This window comes from Sphingomonas phyllosphaerae 5.2 (genome assembly GCF_000419605.1).
In the GTDB taxonomy this organism is placed as follows: Bacteria; Pseudomonadota; Alphaproteobacteria; order Sphingomonadales; family Sphingomonadaceae; genus Sphingomonas; species Sphingomonas phyllosphaerae_B.
Genome location: NZ_ATTI01000001.1, coordinates 1,149,112 through 1,169,450 on the forward strand (window position 1 = coordinate 1,149,112; position 20,339 = coordinate 1,169,450).

General features: G+C 68.1%; 14 protein-coding genes and 1 pseudogene. 7 read left to right on the forward strand and 8 right to left on the reverse strand.

Translation table 11 applies throughout. The annotated features are described in order from the left end of the window. Positions 1-50: 50 nt before the first annotated feature. From dusB to hflX, 7 genes and pseudogenes are all read left to right on the forward strand, one after another. Positions 51-1,043: a tRNA dihydrouridine synthase DusB gene (gene dusB / locus SPHPHY_RS0105305; protein ID WP_022685665.1), complete on the forward strand. Its 993-nt coding sequence runs from the start codon at positions 51-53 to the stop codon at positions 1,041-1,043. Next, positions 1,043-2,116 carry a two-component system sensor histidine kinase NtrB gene (locus SPHPHY_RS0105310; protein WP_022685666.1) on the forward strand — a complete coding sequence of 358 codons (1,074 nt, stop codon included), beginning with the start codon at positions 1,043-1,045 and terminating at the stop codon, positions 2,114-2,116. The genes dusB and SPHPHY_RS0105310 overlap by 1 nt, the downstream gene beginning before the upstream one ends. Next, positions 2,113-3,546, forward strand: a complete 1,434-nt coding sequence (gene ntrC, locus SPHPHY_RS0105315; RefSeq protein WP_022685667.1) for a nitrogen regulation protein NR(I) — start codon at positions 2,113-2,115, stop codon at positions 3,544-3,546. Before SPHPHY_RS0105310 ends, ntrC begins: the two co-directional genes overlap by 4 nt. 102 nt (positions 3,547-3,648) lie before the next feature. Then, positions 3,649-5,886, forward strand: coding sequence for an ATP-binding protein (locus SPHPHY_RS0105320; protein ID WP_028056513.1), 2,238 nt, complete (start codon positions 3,649-3,651; stop codon positions 5,884-5,886). 4 nt (positions 5,887-5,890) lie between these two features. Next, positions 5,891-7,261, forward strand: a complete 1,371-nt coding sequence (locus SPHPHY_RS0105325; protein ID WP_022685669.1) for a sigma-54-dependent transcriptional regulator — start codon at positions 5,891-5,893, stop codon at positions 7,259-7,261. A gap of 365 nt (positions 7,262-7,626) precedes the next feature. Beyond that, positions 7,627-8,148, forward strand: a pseudogene (gene hfq, locus SPHPHY_RS0105335) (RNA chaperone Hfq); the annotation flags it as partial. A 70-nt stretch (positions 8,149-8,218) separates the two neighbouring features. After that, on the forward strand, positions 8,219-9,451 hold the full coding sequence (gene hflX, locus SPHPHY_RS0105340) for a GTPase HflX (RefSeq protein ID WP_022685672.1): 1,233 nt from the start codon (positions 8,219-8,221) through the stop codon (positions 9,449-9,451). Between the two features lie 118 nt (positions 9,452-9,569). Here the strand turns inward: hflX and mazG are convergent, their stop codons facing one another. The 8 genes from mazG to sucD all read right to left on the reverse strand — a co-directional run bounded on the left by mazG (position 9,570) and on the right by sucD (position 20,317). Next, entirely contained in the window at positions 9,570-10,325 is a 756-nt protein-coding gene (mazG, locus tag SPHPHY_RS0105345; protein ID WP_022685673.1) for a nucleoside triphosphate pyrophosphohydrolase, read from the reverse strand. Then, positions 10,322-12,817: a T6SS phospholipase effector Tle1-like catalytic domain-containing protein gene (locus SPHPHY_RS20880; protein ID WP_196802128.1), complete on the reverse strand. Its 2,496-nt coding sequence runs from the start codon at positions 12,815-12,817 to the stop codon at positions 10,322-10,324. Before SPHPHY_RS20880 ends, mazG begins: the two co-directional genes overlap by 4 nt. Before the next feature lie 69 nt (positions 12,818-12,886). Next, positions 12,887-13,183: a hypothetical protein gene (locus SPHPHY_RS0105355; protein ID WP_022685675.1), complete on the reverse strand. Its 297-nt coding sequence runs from the start codon at positions 13,181-13,183 to the stop codon at positions 12,887-12,889. Next, the gene (locus tag SPHPHY_RS19405) at positions 13,180-13,323 is read right to left on the reverse strand and encodes a hypothetical protein (protein WP_231370360.1); all 144 of its coding nucleotides are present in this window, start codon (positions 13,321-13,323) and stop codon (positions 13,180-13,182) included. The genes SPHPHY_RS0105355 and SPHPHY_RS19405 overlap by 4 nt, the downstream gene beginning before the upstream one ends. 156 nt (positions 13,324-13,479) lie before the next feature. Continuing rightward, positions 13,480-14,880 carry a dihydrolipoyl dehydrogenase gene (gene lpdA, locus SPHPHY_RS0105365; RefSeq protein WP_022685676.1) on the reverse strand — a complete coding sequence of 467 codons (1,401 nt, stop codon included), beginning with the start codon at positions 14,878-14,880 and terminating at the stop codon, positions 13,480-13,482. Positions 14,881-15,008: 128 nt separating this feature from the next. Beyond that, the gene (odhB, locus tag SPHPHY_RS0105370; protein WP_022685677.1) at positions 15,009-16,220 is read right to left on the reverse strand and encodes a 2-oxoglutarate dehydrogenase complex dihydrolipoyllysine-residue succinyltransferase; all 1,212 of its coding nucleotides are present in this window, start codon (positions 16,218-16,220) and stop codon (positions 15,009-15,011) included. A 70-nt stretch (positions 16,221-16,290) separates the two neighbouring features. Beyond that, positions 16,291-19,260, reverse strand: a complete 2,970-nt coding sequence (locus SPHPHY_RS0105375; RefSeq protein ID WP_022685678.1) for a 2-oxoglutarate dehydrogenase E1 component — start codon at positions 19,258-19,260, stop codon at positions 16,291-16,293. A gap of 166 nt (positions 19,261-19,426) precedes the next feature. Next, on the reverse strand, positions 19,427-20,317 hold the full coding sequence (gene sucD / locus SPHPHY_RS0105380) for a succinate--CoA ligase subunit alpha (protein ID WP_022685679.1): 891 nt from the start codon (positions 20,315-20,317) through the stop codon (positions 19,427-19,429). Positions 20,318-20,339 lie beyond the last annotated feature (22 nt).

The following is a 20,339-nucleotide window of genomic DNA, read 5'->3' on the forward strand; positions in this document are numbered from 1 at the left end:
AATCACCGCTGTCGTCTATCTGCCCGTTTTTCAGGCAGCTTCCGAAACCCATGCTTCGACCTATCCAGATCGGCGATGTGACGATCGACGAACCCGTCGTACTCGCACCGATGACCGGCGTGACCGACCAGCCGTTCCGCACGCTGGTGCGGCGCTATGGTTCGGGGCTGAACGTCACCGAGATGATCGCCAGCCAGGCCGCGATCCGCGAGACGCGGCAGTCGATCCAGAAAGCGGCGTGGCACCTTTCCGAAGAGCCGGTGTCGATGCAGCTGGTCGGCTGCACCCCCTATGAGATGGGCGAGGCCGCAAAGCTGGCGCGCGACAAGGGCGCGGCGATCATCGACATCAACATGGGCTGCCCGGTGCGGAAGGTGACGAACGGCGATGCCGGGTCGGCGCTGATGCGCGACCTGGGGCTCGCCACGCAGTTGATCGAGGCGATCGTGAAGGCGGTCGACGCGCCGGTGACGCTGAAGATGCGGATGGGTTGGTGCCACGACAGCCTGAACGCGCCGGAACTGGCACGGATCGCGGAGGATCTCGGCATCCGCATGGTCACCGTCCATGGTCGCACGCGCAACCAGATGTACAAGGGTACGGCCGACTGGCGCTTCATCCGCACCGTCAAGGACGCGGTGTCGATCCCGGTCATCGCCAATGGCGACATCTGCTCGGTCGAGGATGCGGAGGTCGCGCTGGAGCAATCCGGCGCCGACGGGATCATGATCGGGCGCGGCGCCTATGGCCGCCCGTGGTTGCTGGCACAGGTGATGCACTGGCTGCGCACCGGTGAGCGGATGCCCGACCCCTCGCTGGACGAGCAATATCGCGTCATCGCCGAACATTATGACGCGATGCTGGAGCATTACGGCACGTTCACCGGCGTCAACATGGCGCGCAAGCATATCGGCTGGTATACCAAGGGGCTGAACGGGTCGGCGGAGTTCCGCAACCGCGTCAATCAGGAACCGGACGCGGCGCGCGTGAAGGCGATGCTTTCCGAATTCTACGCGCCCTACCGGCTGAACGAAGCGGCGTGATGCTGTCGCCGCGTGGCACCGTCGCAGGCCCGGATGCGGCGGAGTTGCTGGCGGCGCTGCCGGTGGCGGTGCTGGTCGTCGATGCCGAGGACCGGATCGCGCGGGTCAATGCCGAGTGCGAGACGCTGCTGAACCTGTCGGAGCGGGCGCTGGTCGGCCAGCCGCTGGCGGCGGTGCTCGACTTCCCCGACGCCGCGGGGCGGCGCGACGCACATGCCTTCGCGATCTTCGACGCCGCGGTGGAGACGTCGCGCGGGGTACGGCTGCGCGTCGACCTGGTCGAGGCGGCGGTGGTCGATCATCCCGGCTGGCGCGCGATCACGCTCCACAATGCCGGCGCGTCGCGGCGGCTGGGCGTGTCGACCGAGCGCGCGGCGGCGGCGCGTGCCGCGGTGGGCGCGGCAGCGATGCTGGCGCACGAGATCAAGAACCCGCTGTCCAGCATTCGCGGTGCCGCGCAGCTGATCGCCGACGGCGTCGACGTCGCCGGGCTGACGCAGCTGATGATCGCCGAGGTCGACCGGGTCGCGGCGCTGATCGATCATATGGAGGATTTCACGGACACCCGTCCGCGCGAGGTGACGGCGATGAACATCTACCCGTTGCTGGCGCATGCCCGCGGCGTCGCGCTGGCCGGGTTTGCGCGCGGGATCGCGATCGAGGAGCGCTACGACCCGTCGCTGCCGCAGGCGCTGGGGAATAGCGATTCGCTGCTGCAAGTGATCGTGAACCTGCTCAAGAATGCCGCTGCGGCGCTGGGCGAGCGCGGCGAGCGGACGATCACGCTGGCCACCGCGTATCGGCATGGCGTGACCGTGGCGGCGGGCAAGGGGCGCGGGCGAACCCCGCTGCCGATCGAGATCTGCGTCATCGACAGCGGCCCCGGCGCGCCGGCCGATATCGCGGATCACCTCTTCGATCCGTTCGTGTCCGGGCGGCCCGAGGGCAAGGGGCTGGGGCTGGCACTGGTCGACAAGCTGGTGCGCGACATGGGCGGGATCGTGCAATATTCGCGCGAGGGCACGCCCCACCAGACCGTTTTTCGCATCCTGCTGCCGCGGGCGCGCACATGACGCGCGTGCTGCTGGTCGACGACGACGACGCGATCCGCACCGTCGTCGCGCATGCGCTGCGCCGCGCAGGGCACGAGGTGCGTACCGCCGCCAGCCTTGCCGAGCTGCGCCGCGAGCTGGCGGGCGATACGCCCGACGTGCTGCTGACCGATGTCGTGTTGCCGGACGGGGACGGGATCGAGAACGTGGCGCAGGTGCTCGCCGCGCATCCGGAGCTGCCGGTGATCGTGCTGTCGGCGCGCAATACGCTGACCACCGCCGTGCGCGCGACCGAGGCGGGTGCGTATGACTATCTGCCCAAGCCGTTCGACCTGGACACACTGACGCGCACCGTCGCCGCCGCGCTGGCACGGCGTAGCGGAGTGAGCGAGGCGCAGGCGACCGACGAGGACCCGTCGCTGCCGCTGATCGGGCGCTCGCCTGCGATGCAGGACGTGTACCGGGTGATCGCGCGCGTCGTCTCCAACGACCTGACCGTGCTGGTGTCGGGCGAGTCGGGGACGGGCAAGGAACTGGTCGCGCGCGCGATCCACGACCTCGGTCAGCGCCGCGCTGCGCCGTTCGTGCCGATCAACATGGCCGCCATCCCGCGCGAACTGATCGAGGCCGAGCTGTTCGGGCACGAACGCGGCGCGTTCACCGGCGCGGCGCAGCGCAACGCCGGACGGTTCGAGCAGGCGGCGGGCGGCACGTTGTTCCTCGACGAGATCGGCGACATGCCGATCGAGGCGCAGACGCGGCTGCTGCGCGTGCTGCAATCGGGCGAGTTCACGACCGTCGGCGGTGCGCGGACGATCCGCGCCGACGTCCGCATCGTCGCCGCCACGAACCGCGACCTGCAACAGGCGGTCGCCGGCGGGCAGTTCCGCGAGGATCTCTATTATCGACTGAACGTCGTCCCGATCGCACTGCCGGCGCTGCGCGAGCGGCGTGGCGACGTGGCCGAACTGGCGCGGCACTTCCTCGATCGCGCCGGCGCCGAGGGGCTGCCGCGCAAGACGCTCGACGCTGCGGCGGTCGCAGTGCTGGAGGCGCACGACTGGCCCGGCAACGTCCGCGAGCTGGAGAACCTGATGCGCCGGCTCGCGGCACTGTCGCGTGACGATCGTATCGGCGCGGCGGAGGTGCAGGCGACGATCGGTGGCGCCGGGACGGCCGAGGCGGCGCCCGATCCGGGGATCGAGGCGGCGGTGCGCGCGATGATCGAGCGGCTGGCGCGGCAGGAACCGCGCGCGCTCGACGACGGCTCGCTCTATGCGCGGATCATCGGCGAGGTCGAGCGTCCGCTGATCGAGGCGATGTTGGCGCGGCATGGCGGCAATCAGCTGCGGGCGGCGCGCGCGATCGGGCTGAACCGTAATACGCTGCGCAAGCGACTGGATATGCTCGGGATCGACATCGGAGCGCGCCAGGAGGGGCTTGACGGCTGAGCGGCAGGCGGAGCGTCGTACGCGATATGACGAGCCCGCCGGGGATGGCCTCCCGTCAAATATGTGTTTTCCATGCAACACTGATGCTGTAGCGAAGAGGGGATGTTCGCAGGAGTGACTTCCTCCTCCTCTTTGCCGCCGGGGGCGGGCCGCCGGTTCGGCGTGACCCCGGCGCTCGAGTCGATGGTGCTGGCCACCGCCGTCGCGGTGGCGCTCGGCAGCTATTTCGCGTTGCGTGGCGAAGGCGATCCGGGGCGGCTGATCGAACCGCCGCTGGTCGCATCGCTGCTCGTCGCCAATCTCGTCGCCGGGATCGCGCTGATGATGCTGCTCGGGCGGCGGATCGCGCTCAGCCGCGCGGCGCGTTCGCCGGTCGGGGCGGGCGGGCGGTTGCACGTCCGGCTGGTGCTGCTGTTCTCGCTGGTCGCCGCGGTCCCGGCGCTGCTGGTGACGATCTTCGCCTCGCTGCTGTTCCAATATGGCGTGCAATTCTGGTATTCGGACCGCGCACGCGGCATGTTCGAGAATGCGGCGTCGATCGCGCAGGAAAGCTATCGCCAGGAAGTCGATCGCGTGTCGCGGGCCGCAATCGTGATGGCCGGCGATCTGGCCGATTACCTGCGCGACACGCCGATCGACAGCGAGAAGTTCCAGGTCGGGCTGGTCAAGCAGGTCTATTACCGCAACCTGTCCGAGGTGCTGATCGTGCAGCGCGGCGAGGACGGCGAGTTGCGGACGCTGGCGTTCGTCAATCCGTACGAGGTCGACCTGAAGGGCTTCATCAAGCCCGACATGCTGCAGCGGCTGGATGCCGGAGCCAGCGCGGTGGTGGTGCGCGTCGCCAACCGCACCGGAACGGTGACGAAGCTGGACTACGGGCCGCGCACCTACCTCTACACGGCGCGCGTCATCGACGAATCGGTCGAGACGCAGATGAACCGCGGCAATGCGGTGCTCGGCGATTACCGACAGTTGATCGCGCGCGCGCGCTCGCTGCAACTCCGCTTCAACGCCGCGCTGCTGATCGTGTCGCTGCTGATCGTCGGGGTGGCGGTGTGGATCGCGCTGACCGTCGCCGATCGCCTCGTCCGCCCGGTCGGCGAGTTGGTCGATGCCGCCCGCCGGGTCGAGGGCGGCGACCTGTCGGCGCGCGTGCCCGAGACGCTGGAGCGCGACGAGATCGGCACGCTTTCTACCGCGTTCAACAGCATGACCGCGCGACTGGTGGCGCAGAACACCGCACTCGTCACCGCGAACGCGCAGCTCGACAGCCGCCGCGCGCTGATCGAGGCGGTGATGTCGGGCGTGTCGGCGGGCGTGATCTCGATCGACGCCAAGGATCGCACGATCCGCCTCATCAACAGTTCGGCGCAAACGCTGATGGGACTGGCGGAGCCGCCGGTCGGCCTGAAGCTGCACGACGTCGCGCCGGAACTGGACGCACTGCTCGACCAGCCGGGGCGCGAGGCGGCGGTGCAGCTGAACGTGCAGGGCGAGATGCGCACCTTTGCGGCGCGGATCGCACGGGACGGCAGCGGCCCGATCATCACCTTCGACGATATCACGCAGCAGCTGACCGACCAGCGCCGCGCCGCGTGGGCGGATGTCGCGCGCCGCATCGCGCACGAGATCAAGAATCCGCTCACCCCGATCCAGCTCGCTGCCGAGCGGTTGCAGCGTCGCTATGGCAGCAAGATCGATGCGGGCGACACGACTTTCGCGCGGCTGACCGACACGATCGTCCGGCAAGTCGGCGACCTGCGTCGCATGGTCGACGAATTCTCCTCCTTCGCGCGGATGCCCAAGCCGGTGTTCCGCGAGGAGTCGCTGGTCGATATCGCCCGCCAGACGATGTTCCTCCATGAGGTAGCGCACCCCGGCATCCGCTTCGTGCTCGACCACGACGATCCCGCGCCGTCGCTGGTGTGCGATCGTCGCCAGCTTGGCCAGGCGCTGACCAACATCGTCAAGAACGCGGTCGAGGCCGTCGAGGAAGCCGATGCCAGCGAGGGCAGCATCACCATGACGCTGTCGCAGGCCGTGGACCGCGTCACGATCGCGGTCGCCGACACCGGCGTCGGCCTGCCGCTGGAGCGCGACCGGATCGTCGAACCCTATATGACGACGCGCGCGCGCGGCACCGGCCTGGGCCTCGCGATCGTCAAGAAGATCGTCGAGGAGCATTTCGGCGCGATGACCTTCGCCGATCGCCCCGGCGGGGGCACGATCGTCACGCTTTCGTTCGACACCGTACCGCTGGCGGCGCTCGCCAGCGACGACCATCTCCCTTCCCACGACGACGATCGCACGATCGCGGCGTTGACCAGAAATCGGATCTGATCCCATGGCGATCGACATCCTCGTCGTCGACGACGAACTCGACATCCGCGAACTCGTGGCCGGCGTGCTGGAAGACGAGGGCTATGACACACGCATGGCCGGCGACAGCGACTCCGCGCTGGAGGCGATCGCGACGCGCCGCCCCAGCCTCGTGCTGCTGGACGTCTGGCTGCAAGGGTCGCGGCTCGACGGGCTGGACCTGCTGGGCGAGATCAAGCGCCGCGATCCGTCGATCCCGGTGCTGGTGATCTCCGGCCACGGCACGCTCGACACCGCCGTGGCCGCGATCCGGAAAGGCGCGGCGGACTTCATCGAGAAGCCGTTCCAGGCCGAGCGCCTGCTGCTGATGGTCGAGCGCGCGACCGAGACCGAGCGGTTGCGCGCCGAGGTGAAGTCGCTGCGCGCCGCCAGCGGACGCGGCACCGACCTGACCGGCAGTTCGACGTCGGTCAATGCGGTGCGCGCGACGCTGAAGCGTGTCGCCGCAACCGGCAGCCGCGTGCTCATCATGGGCCCGGCCGGGGTCGGCAAGGAAGTGGCGGCCCGCCTGCTCCACGGCTGGAGCCAGCGCGCGCACGCCAACTTCGTGATCGCCAGCACCGCCGGGATGAATCCGGAGCGGATCGAGGAGGAGTTGTTCGGCGTAGAGGAGAGCGGCGACCTCGTACGCACCGGCCTGCTCGAACAGGCGCACGGCGGCACGTTGTTCCTCGACGAAATCGCGGACATGCCTTCCGCGACGCAGGCGCGTATCCTGCGCGTGCTGACCGACCAGAGCTTCACACGGGTCGGCGGCACGCGCGTCGTCAAGGTCGACGTCCGCGTCGTCTCCGCTACCGCTCGCGACCTGAGCACCGAGATCGCCGAAGGACGTTTCCGCGAGGATCTCTACTACCGGCTCAACGTGGTGCCGGTGACGATCCCGCCACTCGCCGAGCGCCGCGAGGACATCCCGGCGCTGGTCGAGCATTTCGTCGCGCATTATGCTGCCGAACGTCGCGTGCCGCCGCCCGAGATCGCCACCGACGCGCTGGTCGCGCTGCAATCCTACGAATGGCCGGGCAACGTTCGCGAACTGCGCAACGTGGTGGAGCGCACGATCATCCTGACGCCCGGCGACCGGATCGGACGGATCGACCTGGACCTGCTCCCCGCCGAAGTGCTGGGCACGCAGGATGCCGGCACGGGAGCGAGCGCGATCATGGGCGCGCCCTTGCGCGAGGCGCGCGAAACGTTCGAGCGCGAGTATCTGCGCGTGCAGATCCGGCGTTTTTCCGGGAATATTTCGCGCACGGCGAGCTTCATCGGAATGGAGCGCTCGGCGCTGCACCGGAAACTGAAGCTGCTGGGCATTACCGAGACACGCGAGGAGTGACCGGCGGCGGGGCGAGCCCGTTCCGGCCGCTCGCCGCGCGGCCGCCGTCATTGCGAGCGTAGCAAGGCAGCCCGGTCCCGGACCATGGCGCGCTGGATTGCATCGCTATGCTCGCAGTGACCGAGCGGGCTGCATCGCCGCAACCGCCACCGCATCGATGGACCTGGCCGCGGTCGAGACGATGACGCTTCACCTTCCGCGAACTTTGTCGATTTCGCGCCGGTCCGCGCGCCGGAACGCGCCCGCGCATCTGGACGCCGGCCACCCGGAACCCTAACTTGGTGGCGTCGCTTTTCATGTGACGCTCTACCGACGCCGGCAACGGCGCACCTCGCGGGGAACCTCCCGCCAAAAACAAGGACACGCTTTCCATGGCCGACAAGCAGACGTCGCTGCAGGACCTGTTCCTCAATGCGCTCCGCAAGTCCAAGACGCCCGTCACCATGTTCCTCGTCAAGGGGGTCAAGCTCCAGGGTATCGTTACCTGGTTCGACAATTTTTCGGTGCTGCTCCGTCGCGACGGCCAGTCGCAGCTGATCTACAAGCACGCCATTTCGACGATCATGCCGGCAGGCCAGGTCGACGTTGCCGGGATCGTCGGGCAGATGGCCGAGAATACCCGCAAGCAACCGCTGTTGCAGGATATCTTCCTGACCGCCGTCCGCAAGTCGGAAGATCCGGTGACGATGTTCCTCGTGAACGGCGTGATGTTGCAGGGTGCGATCGCCGGATTCGATCTGTTCTGCATGTTGCTCCAGCGCGACGGCATGGCGCAGCTGGTCTACAAGCATGCGGTGTCGACGATCCAGCCGTCGCGTCCGCTGAACCTGTCCGGTGACGACGGCGACGACGAGTCCGAGGACGAAGACGACGACGGGGAGGATTGATATCACGTCTGTAACCACGGGTTTCGAGCGCGATCGCGACGAATTCACGCGCGGCGCGCGTGCGGTCGTCGTGTATCCCGACCTTGGCGGATCGAGCCGCGACGCCGACGCACGGCTGGAAGAAACCGCCGGGCTTGCCGAGGCGATCGGCGTGGTCGTGGTCGACCGCGTCGCCTTGCGCATCCGCACGCCGCGCGCTGCGACGCTGATCGGTTCCGGGCAGATCGAGGAGCTGGCCGCACGTGCGCGGATGGAGGACGCCGGGTTGATCGTCATCGACGGCAACCTCACCCCGATCCAGCAGCGTAACCTGGAGACCGCGCTCGAAGCGAAGGTCATCGACCGCACCGGGCTGATCCTCGAGATCTTCGGCGAGCGCGCCGCAACCGCCGAGGGGCGGTTGCAGGTCGAACTCGCGCATCTCGATTATCAGTCGGGGCGGCTGGTGCGTAGCTGGACCCACCTCGAACGGCAGCGCGGCGGCTTCGGCTTCCTCGGCGGGCCGGGTGAGACGCAGATCGAGGCTGATCGCCGGCTGATCCGCGATCGCATGGCGCGGCTGCGGCGCGAGCTGGAGCAGGTGACGCGCACCCGCGGGCTGCACCGCGAGCGACGACAGCGCGCGCCGTGGCCGGTGATCGCGCTGGTTGGCTACACGAACGCAGGGAAGTCGACACTTTTCAACCGCTTGACCGGCGCGCAGGTGATGGCGGAGGACCTGCTGTTCGCGACGCTCGACCCGACGTTGCGTCAGATCAGCTTGCCGGGGATCGACAAGGCGATCCTGTCCGACACGGTCGGCTTCGTTTCCGAACTGCCGACACAGCTGGTCGCGGCGTTCAAGGCCACGCTGGAAGAGGTCGTGTCCGCCGACCTGCTGATCCACGTTCGCGATGTCGCACATCCCGACAGCGCCGCACAGAAGGCGGATGTCGAGGCAGTGCTGGCCGAGGTCGGCGTCACTGAGGAGACGCCGGTGATCGAGGCATGGAACAAGCTTGACCTGATCGACGGCGAGGAACGCGAGGACCTGACGGTCGAGGCGGAGCGCCGCGACGACGTTGTGGCGATCTCTGCGCTGACCGGCGAAGGCGTCGACGCGCTGGTCCGGCATATCGGGGACCTGCTGACGCAGGGGCACCAGCGTTATGCGCTGACGCTCGACGCCGGCGACGGCGCGGCGGCGGCGTGGCTGCACGCGCATGGCGAGGTGCTGGGGCAGGAGGTCGATGACGACCGCGTCGTCTACGAAGTGCGAATGTCGCCTGCCGACCACGAGCGCTTCCTGCTGCGTGGGGAGTGACGTAGGCGGGGTCGGGGTCGCCGCTTCGTCGCCCCGGGCTTGATCCGGAACCCGCCCGTCGACTGGCGACGGGCGGGGCGTCGGCGCGAGGCCGGACCCGGCGATCCGTCGGGAGAGGTTACGCGGGTGACGGGGACGTTTCGGACGCCTTCACGCCCGCCCAAAGCGCCTCTTTCTCGTCCAGCGTCATTTCCGCAAAGGCCACCCCGGCGGCGTCTTCCATCGCCCGGAAACGCCGTTCGAATTTGGCGGTCGCGGTCCGTAGCGCGGCTTCCGGATCGACGTCGTGGTGACGCGCCCAGTTGACGGTCGCGAACAGCAGGTCGCCGATCTCGTCGGCCACTTCGGCGGGCGTGGTCGCCGCCTCGACCTCGGCGAGTTCCTCGTCGATCTTGGCGCGCGGCCCGGCGGCGTCGGGCCAGTCGAAGCCGACGCGCGCCGCCCGCTTCTGAAGCTTCTCGGCGCGCAACAACGCGGGCAGCGCGACCGCGACGCCGTCCAGCATGCTGTCGGCACCCCTGGCGGCACGCTCCTGAGCTTTCACCTCTTCCCAGCGGTGGTGTCCGCCTTCCTTCTCATCGCCGAAGATGTGCGGGTGGCGGCGCTCCATCTTGTCGCTGATCGCCGCGACGACGTCGGTGAAGGCGAACGCGCCCTGTTCCTCGGCGATGCGGGCGTGGAACACGACCTGGAGCAGCAGGTCGCCGAGTTCGTCCTTCAGCTCGGCAAGGTCATCGCGAGCGATCGCGTCGGCGACTTCATAGGCTTCCTCGATCGTGTAGGGTGCGATCGTGGCGAAGGTTTGCTCCCGGTCCCACTCGCACCCGTCCGGCCCGCGCAAGCGCGCCATGATGGAGATCAGCCGCTCGATCATTCCCGTTCCTTCTTCGTCACGGGCGCTATGGCAGCGCCGCACGCCTGTGCTGGTGGCGGCGACGAGGCGATCGCGCAACCGCCTCCATCGCAATCACCGCCACTTCCGGCCGCGACCGATACCCGCGCCGCACCGTGGTTGTTGCGATAGAACAGGTCCGGCAACAGCGGCGCGGCGACGTCGTTGAGCGCGAGGTAAAGACGACCCCCGTGACCCGGCGCGACGAAGCTGCCGCGATAGGTATTGCCGCCCGACCAGCGCAGGTCGAGCGGATCGACGCGCACCTTCGCGCCGTCGCCAGTGGTGTCCTGCGCGTCGGGGCGGCGGAGGATCACGAGCGGCTTGAGCCAGTTCGCCCCGGTCACGCGTCGATGGAAACGGAACGGCAGCAGCCGCCACCCACCGGTGGTGACACCCATCGCAGGATCGGCTGGCAGTGCAGCGTCGCACCATTGCCGCGTCATCTGCACCGTCACGACGTAGCGCGTGCCGGGTACAGCATCCTGCCGCAGATCGGTGCAGGGCCGATCCGGCGCAAAGGCGATCCACGCGCCGGGGATCGCCGGGGTATCGCCGGGATCGCGGCAGAGCGTACCGTCGCGCTCGGCCGTTGCCAGCCACACCTGCGTCGGCAGCGCGCCGGGCACGGCGAACAGCGTAAGGAGCAGCACAAGCGCCGCCGCGGTCGGCAATGCCTGCCATTTCACGAAACGCAGCACGGCCAGATAGATCGGCGAGCGGCGGATCACGCGCGCCACGCCGCCGCGATCGGGAAGCGGCGCCGCGCCGTGCAGCACGCTCGCCCATGCCGCGGCGGAACGCGCCCGGATCGCTCGCTCCAGTCGCCCACCGAACACCATCAGCGCCACCAGCAACGCAAGCAGCACACTGGCGGTCACGGGTTGTGCGGCATAGCGATCGACCCACGGCGCGACCGCACCGGGCAGGATCGCCTTCAACGGACTGAACAGCCCCGGCAAGATGCAGCGCGCGTCGTCGCAAAGCCGCTCCATGCCGAGCGGCGCGTTCCACAGCGGCATCGAGGCAAGCATCGCCGTGGCGAGGATTGTGGCGAAATAGACGACGCGCCGCCACCAGACGCGATCCCAGATCCGTGGCATCGTCGTCGCGCGCGCTGCCGCTCCTGCAGGGTCGAGCAGCACTCGTCGCTCGACGTTCGACAGCAAGGGCACCACCGCCCCGGGCGCGACCTGCACGGCCTGCGCCGCATCCGCGCCGCTGGCCGGTTGCGGCGCGTTCTCGCCGGCGCGTTGCGGCGGGTGGATCTCGAACGTCGGCGGGATCGCAACCGGCGCGTAGCGATCGGTGCCGCGGACGATCCGCGCCAGCACGCTTTCGTGGATACGTGCCGCGGTCAGCAGCCCGCGCTCACGCGGCCAGGCGGCACGCGTCTCCGCAGCCGGCGGGTCGAGCAAGGCGTCGATGCGGCGCGGCTGGTAGCGATAATAGCGGCCAAACCCTGCGCGGCTGTCGTGGATCGGCCCGGCGCTGTTGGCCAGTGCGCGGTGGCGATCGGTGATGACGTCGAGCGTGCGCAGCCCCGCCGCGCGTGCTTCCTCCAGCATCCACAGCAGCGAAACGTAGCTGAGGCTTTCGTCGGGATAACCGCCGCCGACATCGGCGTGCATGCCGGTGAACCAGAACTGGCGCAGGCGATCGGGCGGCGCCTTGCCGCGGGCGACCAGCGCTTCCTCCGCGACTTCGTCCCACACGAGTGGCTGGAACGCGTCGCGCTCGTCGTCGAGCGCCAGCGCGTGGCGGGCGCGGCCGACGCGCTTGTTGAGCGCGTAATTGGGCATAGACAGCGCGTAGAACCAGTCGTCGATCGCGCGCGTGATCTCGGCGATCGGGCCGCCATACGCCGCGACAGTGTCCCATACTCCGACGAAGCGGATGTCGGGTCGTCGGTTGCGCCGCAACGAATAACGGTCCTCGGGCTGTCGCAAGGTCCGGATCACGGCATTGCGCGCCGACCGCCACGCCTTCGTCGGCCATTGCAATCGCCGCGGCAGATAGCGGCGACGATAGGCGCGCCACGCATCGGCGGTGCCGCGCTCCAGCATCGCCTCGGTGGCGGCCGGCACCAGCCCCTGCGATGCGATCAGCGCGATCACCAGCCGGATCGTGAACGCGCCGCGGCTGAACCCGAAGGCGTAGATCGTGTCACCCGGTGCGTGGTTGCGGCACACGAAGCGATAGAGATCCAGCACGTTGCGCTTCAGCCCGAAGCCGAACACCCCGCCCAGCAACGCCAGCGGCCGGAATGAGGACGTTCCGACGCCATCGTCATAGACGGCGATCTGCGGGCGCAGGCCGGGCGGTGGCGGACCAAGATCGGCGGCCTCGTACATCCGCCAGACGTTGGTCTTGAACAGCTTGCCGCTGCTGTTGCCGGTGCCGTCGGAGAATAGCAGGATCGATTTGCCCGACCGCGGTCCCGGTGGCGTGGCGGTGCTGCTTGGCCCCGGCATCTTCATCCTCTCCCCGGCTATGCGCGCGATGCTGCGCCGATCGATGGGGTCAGGCAAGCCGCAGGTGCGCTACCGCTTGCCGCGCCAGCGCAGCGATCGGGCGTTCAAGGTGGTGAGGTCGGCCGTACCGGCCGCGACCTGCTCGCCGAGCGCGCTCGCGGCGTCGAGGATTGCATCGGCGGCGTGCGCATAGGCGGGGCGCCCGGCGATATGATCGTACCAGCGCCCGCCGCAGGCATGGTCGAGCAGGATGCGCTGGAAGCAATGGTCGGCGCGGACCGGCCAGTCGCGTGCGGCGGCGAGCGCGGGCAGCGTCTCGCGGGTGAGCGCGAGCCAGTGCCGTTCGCGCTCACCGCGCGAGGTCATTTGCCGATCAGGACGTCGCTGGCCTTCACGATCACCGTCACGGCGTCACAGGTCGCGAGCCCGGGGCCGGCGATCACTGCCTCGGTAATCAAGGCAGCGATCGGCCCGTTGCCGTTGTCGACCTTCCCGGTGCCGTTCACCGCGCTGGGGTGATCGCGGTCACGGTGCCGGCGATCTGGTTGCGGGCGCTGATCTTCATGGCAGACTTTCTCGTCAGGGAGGGCGGGTCCGCGGGCAGCGCTTCTTACCGCGCGGCCCGCGAACCTGCCCGCCGGGCATTTACAACCAGGTTGCGCCTAGATGTGGATCGGCTTGCCCTGCACCGCCATCGCCGCTTCCTTGATCGCTTCCGAATGCGTCGGATGCGCATGGCAGGTGTAGGCGATGTCCTCGCTGGTCGCGCCGAATTCCATCGCCTGCGCGGCCTGCGCGATCATCGTGCCCGCCACGCTGGCGATGCACCATACGCCCAACACCCGATCGGTTTTCGCATCGGAAATGACCTTCACCAGCCCGTCGGGCTCGTGGTTGGTCTTCGCGCGGCTGTTGGCCATCATCGGGAACTTGCCGACCTTGATCTCGCCCCGCTCGCGCGCGGCTTCCTCGGTCAGCCCGACGCCCGCCACTTCCGGCCAGGTATAGACGACCAACGGGATGATATCGTGGTTGATGATGCCATGCTGGCCGGCGATGTTCTCGGCCACCGCAATGCCTTCGTCCTCCGCCTTGTGCGCCAGCATCGGGCCGGGAACGACGTCGCCGATCGCCCACACGCCATCCGCCCCGGTGCGGAAATCGTGGTCGATCTCGATCTGCCCGCGCTGGTTTGTCGACAGCCCGGCAGCCTCGAGGTTCAGCCCGTCGGTGTTCGGCCGACGCCCGATCGACACCAGCACATGGCTGGCCTCGATCGTCGTCGCTTCGCCGCCCTGCGCCGGCTCGACCGTCAGCACCGCCTTATCGCCCTCGACCGCGACCTTCGTCACCTTGGTCGACAGCTGGAATTCGATGCCTTGCTTCTTGAAGATCTTGTTCGATTCCTTGCGGATGTCGCCATCGAACCCGGGCAGGATCTGGTCGAGATACTCGACGCAGGTCACCTTCGCGCCCAACCGGCGCCATACCGAACCCAGCTCCAGCCCGATCACGCCGCCGCCGATCACCACCAGATGGTCCGGCACGGTCGGCAGGTCCAGCGCGCCGGTCGAGTCGACGATCACCTTCTGGTCGATCTCGACACCGGGCAGCGGCGTGACGCTTGAACCGGTCGCGATCACGATGTTCTTCGCGGTGACGGTCTGGCCTGCGACGTCGACGCTGTGCGCGTCCTTGAACGCGGCGCGGCCCTTCAGCCACGTCACCTTGTTCTTCTTGAAGAGATATTCGATGCCGCCGGTCAGTTGCTTCACCGCATCGCGGCGTTGGCCGTGCATGGTGTCGAGGTCGAGCTCGACCGTCGTCTTGATCCCCAGCTTCGCCATCGTGCCGTTGGCGGCGTGGTCGTACAGCTCGGATGCGTGGAGCAACGCCTTCGACGGAATGCAGCCGACGTTGAGGCAGGTTCCGCCCAGCGTCTCGCGGCTCTCCGCGCAGGCGGTACGCAGCCCGAGCTGCGCGGCGCGGATCGCGGCCACGTACCCGCCAGGGCCGGCGCCAATCACGAGGACGTCATAGTCGTATTGCTGTTCGTCAGCCATTTCCATGCCTCCACCGCGGCGTGCGCCACGGTCCAGTTACGGGCCGGATATGGTAAGCGCCGCGCCCGGTTACATCTGCCGTCACGCTCCGGCGCGGGCACCAGCCCGAACCGGAGCGTCAAGGCGCCTTACAGGTCGATCAGGATGCGCGTCGGATCCTCGATCGCATTCTTCAGCGCGACCAGGAAGGTCACCGCTTCGCGACCATCGATCAGGCGGTGGTCGTAGCTCAGCGCCAGGTACATCATCGGGCGTACCACGACCTGTTCGTCCCGCACGACCGGACGCTCCTCGATACGGTGCAGGCCCAGCACCGCCGACTGCGGCGGGTTGATGATCGGCGTCGACATCAGCGAGCCGAACACGCCGCCGTTCGAGATCGTGAAAGTGCCGCCCTTCATCTCGTCCATCTTCAGCGTGCCATCCTTCGCGCGCTTGCCGAAGTCGCCGATCGTCTTCTCGATCCCGGCGACCGACAGGTCCTGGGCATCGCGGATCACCGGCACGACCAGCCCGTTCGGCGCGCTGACCGCGACCGAGATGTCGGCGTAATCGTGATAGACGATCTCGTCGCCCTCGATGCTGGCGTTGACGGACGGAATGTCCTTCAGCGCCATCGTCGCTGCCTTCACGAAGAAGCCCATGAAGCCCAGCCGAACGCCGTGCTTCTTCTCGAACAGGTCCTTGTACTTGGCGCGCGCCTCGATCACTGCGGTCATGTCGACGTCGTTGAACGTCGTCAGCATCGCGGCGCTGTTCTGCGCTTCCTTCAATCGCTTGGCGATCGTCTGGCGCAGGCGCGTCATCTTAACGCGCTCTTCCTTGCGCCCACCCGACGAAGCCGGGACGGGGGCAGGGGCGGCCGGGGGCGCCGCAGCGACCGGCTTGCTGGAAGCGGCGGCGGCGACGTCTTCCTTGGTCAGGCGGCCGTCCTTGCCGGTGCCCTTGACCGTCGAGGGATCGACCCCGTGCTCAAGGACCGCGCGACGGACCGATGGGGACAGTGCAGCGGCGGCGTCGCCCTGCGCCGTGGGGGCCGGCGCGGCGGCAGGCGCTTCGGTAACCGCAGGCTGCGGTGCCGCGCTCTTGGCGGGCGCGCCGTCACCGCTCTCGATCGTGGCGATCAGCGCGCCGACCTCGACGGTGTCGCCGACCTTCACCGCATGCTGCCCCATGACGCCGGCGACCGGCGAGGGCACCTCGACCGAGACCTTGTCGGTCTCGAGGCTGGCGATCGGCTCGTCGGCGGCGACCGGGTCGCCGGGCTGCTTCAGCCATTCGCCGACCGTCGCTTCGGTGATCGATTCGCCCAGCGTGGGGACCAGAACTTCGGTTGCCATCTCTAACCTCGTCGTCGCGGCCGTGGCCGATAAGTGTCGTTAGCAGATCCCGGCCGGGGCCGGGACCGGTTCATGCGGTCGGGGCCGCGGCCTTCTTGGTCGTCTCGGCTTCACGCGTGCGGCGGATCTCGTCGCGTACGTTGTGCCCCAGCGCGTCTGCGATCAGCGCGCCCTGTTCGGCCTGGTGGCGCTTCATCAGCCCGGTGGCGGGCGAGGCCGCCGCCGTCCGTCCGGCATAGCGCGGACGCGACACGCGTGCCCTGGCCATGCCGAGCGCTTCCTCGACGAACGGCTCGACGAAGGACCAATAGCCGTTGTTCTTCGGCTCTTCCTGCGCCCAGATGACCTCTTCCAGGTTGGTCATCCGCGCGATGCGCTCGGCCAGCGCGTCGGTGGGGAATGGGTAAAGCTGTTCGACCCGGACGATCTGCGTGTTGCGGTCGCCCGCGGCGTCGCGCGCCTCGATCAGGTCGTAGGCGACCTTGCCGGTGCACAGCACCAGCCGCCTGGTCTCGGCATCCGCCGGCGCCGACGGATCGGACAGGAGGCGGCGGAAGTGCGAGTCGCCCAGGAAATCCGCGGTGCTGCTGACCGCCATCTTGTGGCGGAGCAGCGACTTGGGCGTGAACACGACCAGCGGCTTGCGGAAGTTGCGGTGCATCTGCCGGCGTAGCAGGTGGTAATAATTGGCCGGCGTGGTGCAGTTCGCGACCTGCATGTTGTCGCCCGCGCACAATTGCAGGAAGCGCTCGGGGCGCGCCGAGCTGTGCTCCGGCCCCTGGCCCTCGTATCCGTGCGGCAGCAACATCACCAAGCCGTTGGCGCGCAGCCACTTGGCCTCGCCCGACGCGATGAACTGATCGATCATGATCTGCGCGCCGTTGACGAAATCGCCGAACTGCGCCTCCCACATCACCAGCGTCTTCGGGTCGGCGAGCGCATAGCCATATTCGAAGCCAAGCACGCCATATTCGCTGAGCGGGCTATCGAGCACCTCGAAGCTGCCATGCGGGACGGTCCACAATGGCACGTACTTGTGCTCGTCATTCTGGTCGACCCACACCGCATGACGTTGCGAGAAGGTGCCGCGGCCCGAATCCTGGCCGGACAGGCGCACGCCGTAACCCTCGTGAAGCAGCGAGCCGAACGCCAGCGCCTCGCCGGTCGACCAGTCGAAGTTGCTGCCGCTCTCGAACATCTGGCGCTTCGCGTCGAGCACGCGCGCCAGCGTCTTGTGGATCGCGATGCTGTCGGGAACGGTGGTCAGCGTCCGACCGATCGAGTCGAACAGCTTCTGCTCGATCCCGGTCTCGACGCTGCGGCGCGCGCTTTCCGCGTCGGCGGGGGCGTGAAGCCCCGACCAGCGGCCGGCGAACCAATCCGCCTTGTTCGGCTTGTAGCTCGCGCCCGCCTCGAACTCGCCTTCCAGCCGCGTCGTGAACTGCTTCACGTTGTCGTCGACCCACGCCTGGTCGACGACGCCCTCGGCGATCAGCCGCTGGCTGTAGATCTGGCTGACCGGCGGATGCTCGCGAATCGCCTTGTACATCAGCGGCTGGGTGAAGCCGGGCTCGTCGCCCTCGTTGTGGCCGAAGCGGCGATAGCACCACATGTCGATCACGACGTCGCGGTGGAACTTCTGGCGGTATTCGATCGCGATCTTGGTCGCGAAGGTCACGGCTTCCGGATCGTCGCCGTTGACGTGGAAGATCGGCGCCTGGACGCCCTTGGCGACGTCCGACGGATAAGGCGACGAGCGCGCGAACTGCGGACTGGTCGTGAAGCCGATCTGGTTGTTGATGACGAAGTGGACGCAGCCGCCGGTGTTGTAGCCGCGGATGCCCGAGAAGCCGAAGCATTCCCAGACGATGCCCTGGCCGGCGAACGCCGCGTCACCGTGGATCAGCACCGGCAGCGAGCGGTCGTGCGTCTCGAGATCGCCCGCGATCGTCTGGATCGCGCGGATCTTGCCGAGCACGACGGGATCGGCCGCCTCGAGATGCGAAGGGTTGGCGACCAGCGACATATGGACGTGGTGGCCGTCGAACTCACGGTCGGTAGAGGTGCCGAGGTGGTACTTCACGTCACCCGAACCGCCGATGTCGTCCGGGTTGGCCGAGCCGCCGGCGAATTCGTGGAAGATGACGCGCAGCGGCTTGTTCATGACGTTGGCGAGCACGTTCAGGCGGCCGCGGTGCGCCATGCCGAACACGATCTCGCTGACGCCGGCCGCGCCGCCGTACTTGATGACGCTTTCCAGCGCAGGGATCATGCTCTCCCCGCCGTCGAGCCCGAAGCGCTTCGTGCCGACATATTTGCGGCCGAGGAACTTCTCCCACTGCTCGGCCTCGATCACCTTGTTCAGGATCGCCTTCTTGCCCTGCGTGGTGAACTCGACGCCCTTGTCCTTGCCTTCCATGCGCTCCTGGAGGAACTTGCGCTCCTCGACATCGGCGATGTGCATGTATTCGAGGCCGACGTTGCCGCAATAATTGGCACGCAGCGTGTCGACCAGCTCGCGGATCGTCGCCCATTGCAGGCCAAGCGTACCGCCGAGATAGACCGGGCGATCGATGTCCCCGTCGGAGAAGCCGTGATAATCGGTCTTCAGATCGGCCGGCAGCTCACGCGCCGACGACAGGCCGAGCGGATCGAGCTTGGCGGCGAGATGCCCGCGCACCCGGTAGGTGCGGATCAGCAGCTGCGCGCGGATCGAATCGGCCGCGGCCTTGACGATCTCGTCCTGCGAGGGGGCGGCGGCCGGCGTCGCGGGCGCAGGCTTGCCGCCCTTCGCCGGCTTCGGCGCCGGCTCCATCTGCGTCGGGTCGAGCCCGGCAGTCAGGTCGTCCGTGGTGGTCAGCGGCCAGCGCTTGTTGGTCCAGGACGGGGCTGCCATCGATCCCTCGAGCCCCTCGAAGAACGCGCGCCAGCCGGTGTCGACCGAATCGGGCGATTCCTTGAAGCGCGCATAGAGCGCGTCGATGAACGCGGGGCTGACGCCGCCGGCGATGTCGCTGAAATCCTGGCCTTCGTAGCCCATGTCACGCTTCCTCGACCGCCCGGCTTCGTTTCCTGTACGTCCCCCGGCAACGGCCGGGATCCAGAGCCACGAGCGGTCTGCCTGCCGCTCTGGATCCCGGCCGGTGGACCCCTGAAAAGTTTCGCTTCTCAGGTAAGTCCTGCGCCGGGATGACGTGGTATAGCAGTTACTTGTTCAGCACGCTCAGCAGAGTCGAGCCGAGCTCCGAGGGGCTTGCCGCCACCTTGATGCCCGCCGCTTCCATGGCCGCGATCTTGTCCTCGGCGCCGCCCTGACCGCCGGAGACGATCGCACCGGCATGGCCCATGCGACGCCCCGGAGGCGCGGTGCGGCCCGCGATGAAGCCGGCCATCGGCTTCTTGCGGCCGCGCTTGGCCTCGTCCTGCAGGAACTGCGCGGCCTCTTCTTCTGCCGAGCCGCCGATTTCGCCGATCATGATGATCGACTGCGTCGCCTCGTCGGCCAGGAACAGTTCCAGCACGTCGATGAAGTTGGTGCCGTTGACCGGATCGCCGCCGATGCCGACCGCGGTGGTCTGGCCGAGTCCGGCGTTCGAGGTCTGGAACACCGCCTCATAGGTCAGCGTGCCCGAGCGCGATACGACGCCGACCGAACCCTTCTTGAAGATGGTGCCCGGCATGATGCCGATCTTGCACTCGCCCGGCGTCAGCACGCCGGGGCAGTTCGGGCCGATCAGCCGCGACTTGCTGCCCGACAGCGCACGCTTCACGCGCACCATGTCGAGCACCGGGATGCCTTCGGTGATTGCGACGATCAGCGGCACCTCGGCGTCGATCGCCTCCAGGATCGAATCGGCGGCGAAGGGCGGCGGCACGTAGATGACGCTTGCGTTCGCACCGGTCGCGGCGACTGCCTCGTGCACGGTGTTGAAGTTGGGCAGGCCCAGCTCCTCGTGCATGGTGCCGCCCTTGCCGGGCGTCACGCCGCCGACCATCTGCGTGCCGTAGTCCAGCGCCGCCCTGGTGTGGAAGGTGCCGGTCTTGCCGGTCATCCCTTGCGTGATGACCTTGGTGTTCTTGTCGACGAGGATGCTCATTCGCGTTCCGTCCTTACCGCCC

Coding starts and splice junctions, on each gene's coding strand:
- dusB (WP_022685665.1), top strand. CDS start 51: ATGCTTCGACCTATCCAGATCGGCGATGTGACGATCGACGAACCCGTC.
- SPHPHY_RS0105310 (WP_022685666.1), top strand. CDS start 1,043: ATGCTGTCGCCGCGTGGCACCGTCGCAGGCCCGGATGCGGCGGAGTTG.
- ntrC (WP_022685667.1), top strand. CDS start 2,113: ATGACGCGCGTGCTGCTGGTCGACGACGACGACGCGATCCGCACCGTC.
- SPHPHY_RS0105320 (WP_028056513.1), top strand. CDS start 3,649: ATGTTCGCAGGAGTGACTTCCTCCTCCTCTTTGCCGCCGGGGGCGGGC.
- SPHPHY_RS0105325 (WP_022685669.1), top strand. CDS start 5,891: ATGGCGATCGACATCCTCGTCGTCGACGACGAACTCGACATCCGCGAA.
- mazG (WP_022685673.1), bottom strand. CDS start 10,325: ATGATCGAGCGGCTGATCTCCATCATGGCGCGCTTGCGCGGGCCGGAC.
- SPHPHY_RS20880 (WP_196802128.1), bottom strand. CDS start 12,817: ATGCCGGGGCCAAGCAGCACCGCCACGCCACCGGGACCGCGGTCGGGC.
- SPHPHY_RS0105355 (WP_022685675.1), bottom strand. CDS start 13,183: ATGACCTCGCGCGGTGAGCGCGAACGGCACTGGCTCGCGCTCACCCGC.
- lpdA (WP_022685676.1), bottom strand. CDS start 14,880: ATGGCTGACGAACAGCAATACGACTATGACGTCCTCGTGATTGGCGCC.
- odhB (WP_022685677.1), bottom strand. CDS start 16,220: ATGGCAACCGAAGTTCTGGTCCCCACGCTGGGCGAATCGATCACCGAA.
- SPHPHY_RS0105375 (WP_022685678.1), bottom strand. CDS start 19,260: ATGGGCTACGAAGGCCAGGATTTCAGCGACATCGCCGGCGGCGTCAGC.
- sucD (WP_022685679.1), bottom strand. CDS start 20,317: ATGAGCATCCTCGTCGACAAGAACACCAAGGTCATCACGCAAGGGATG.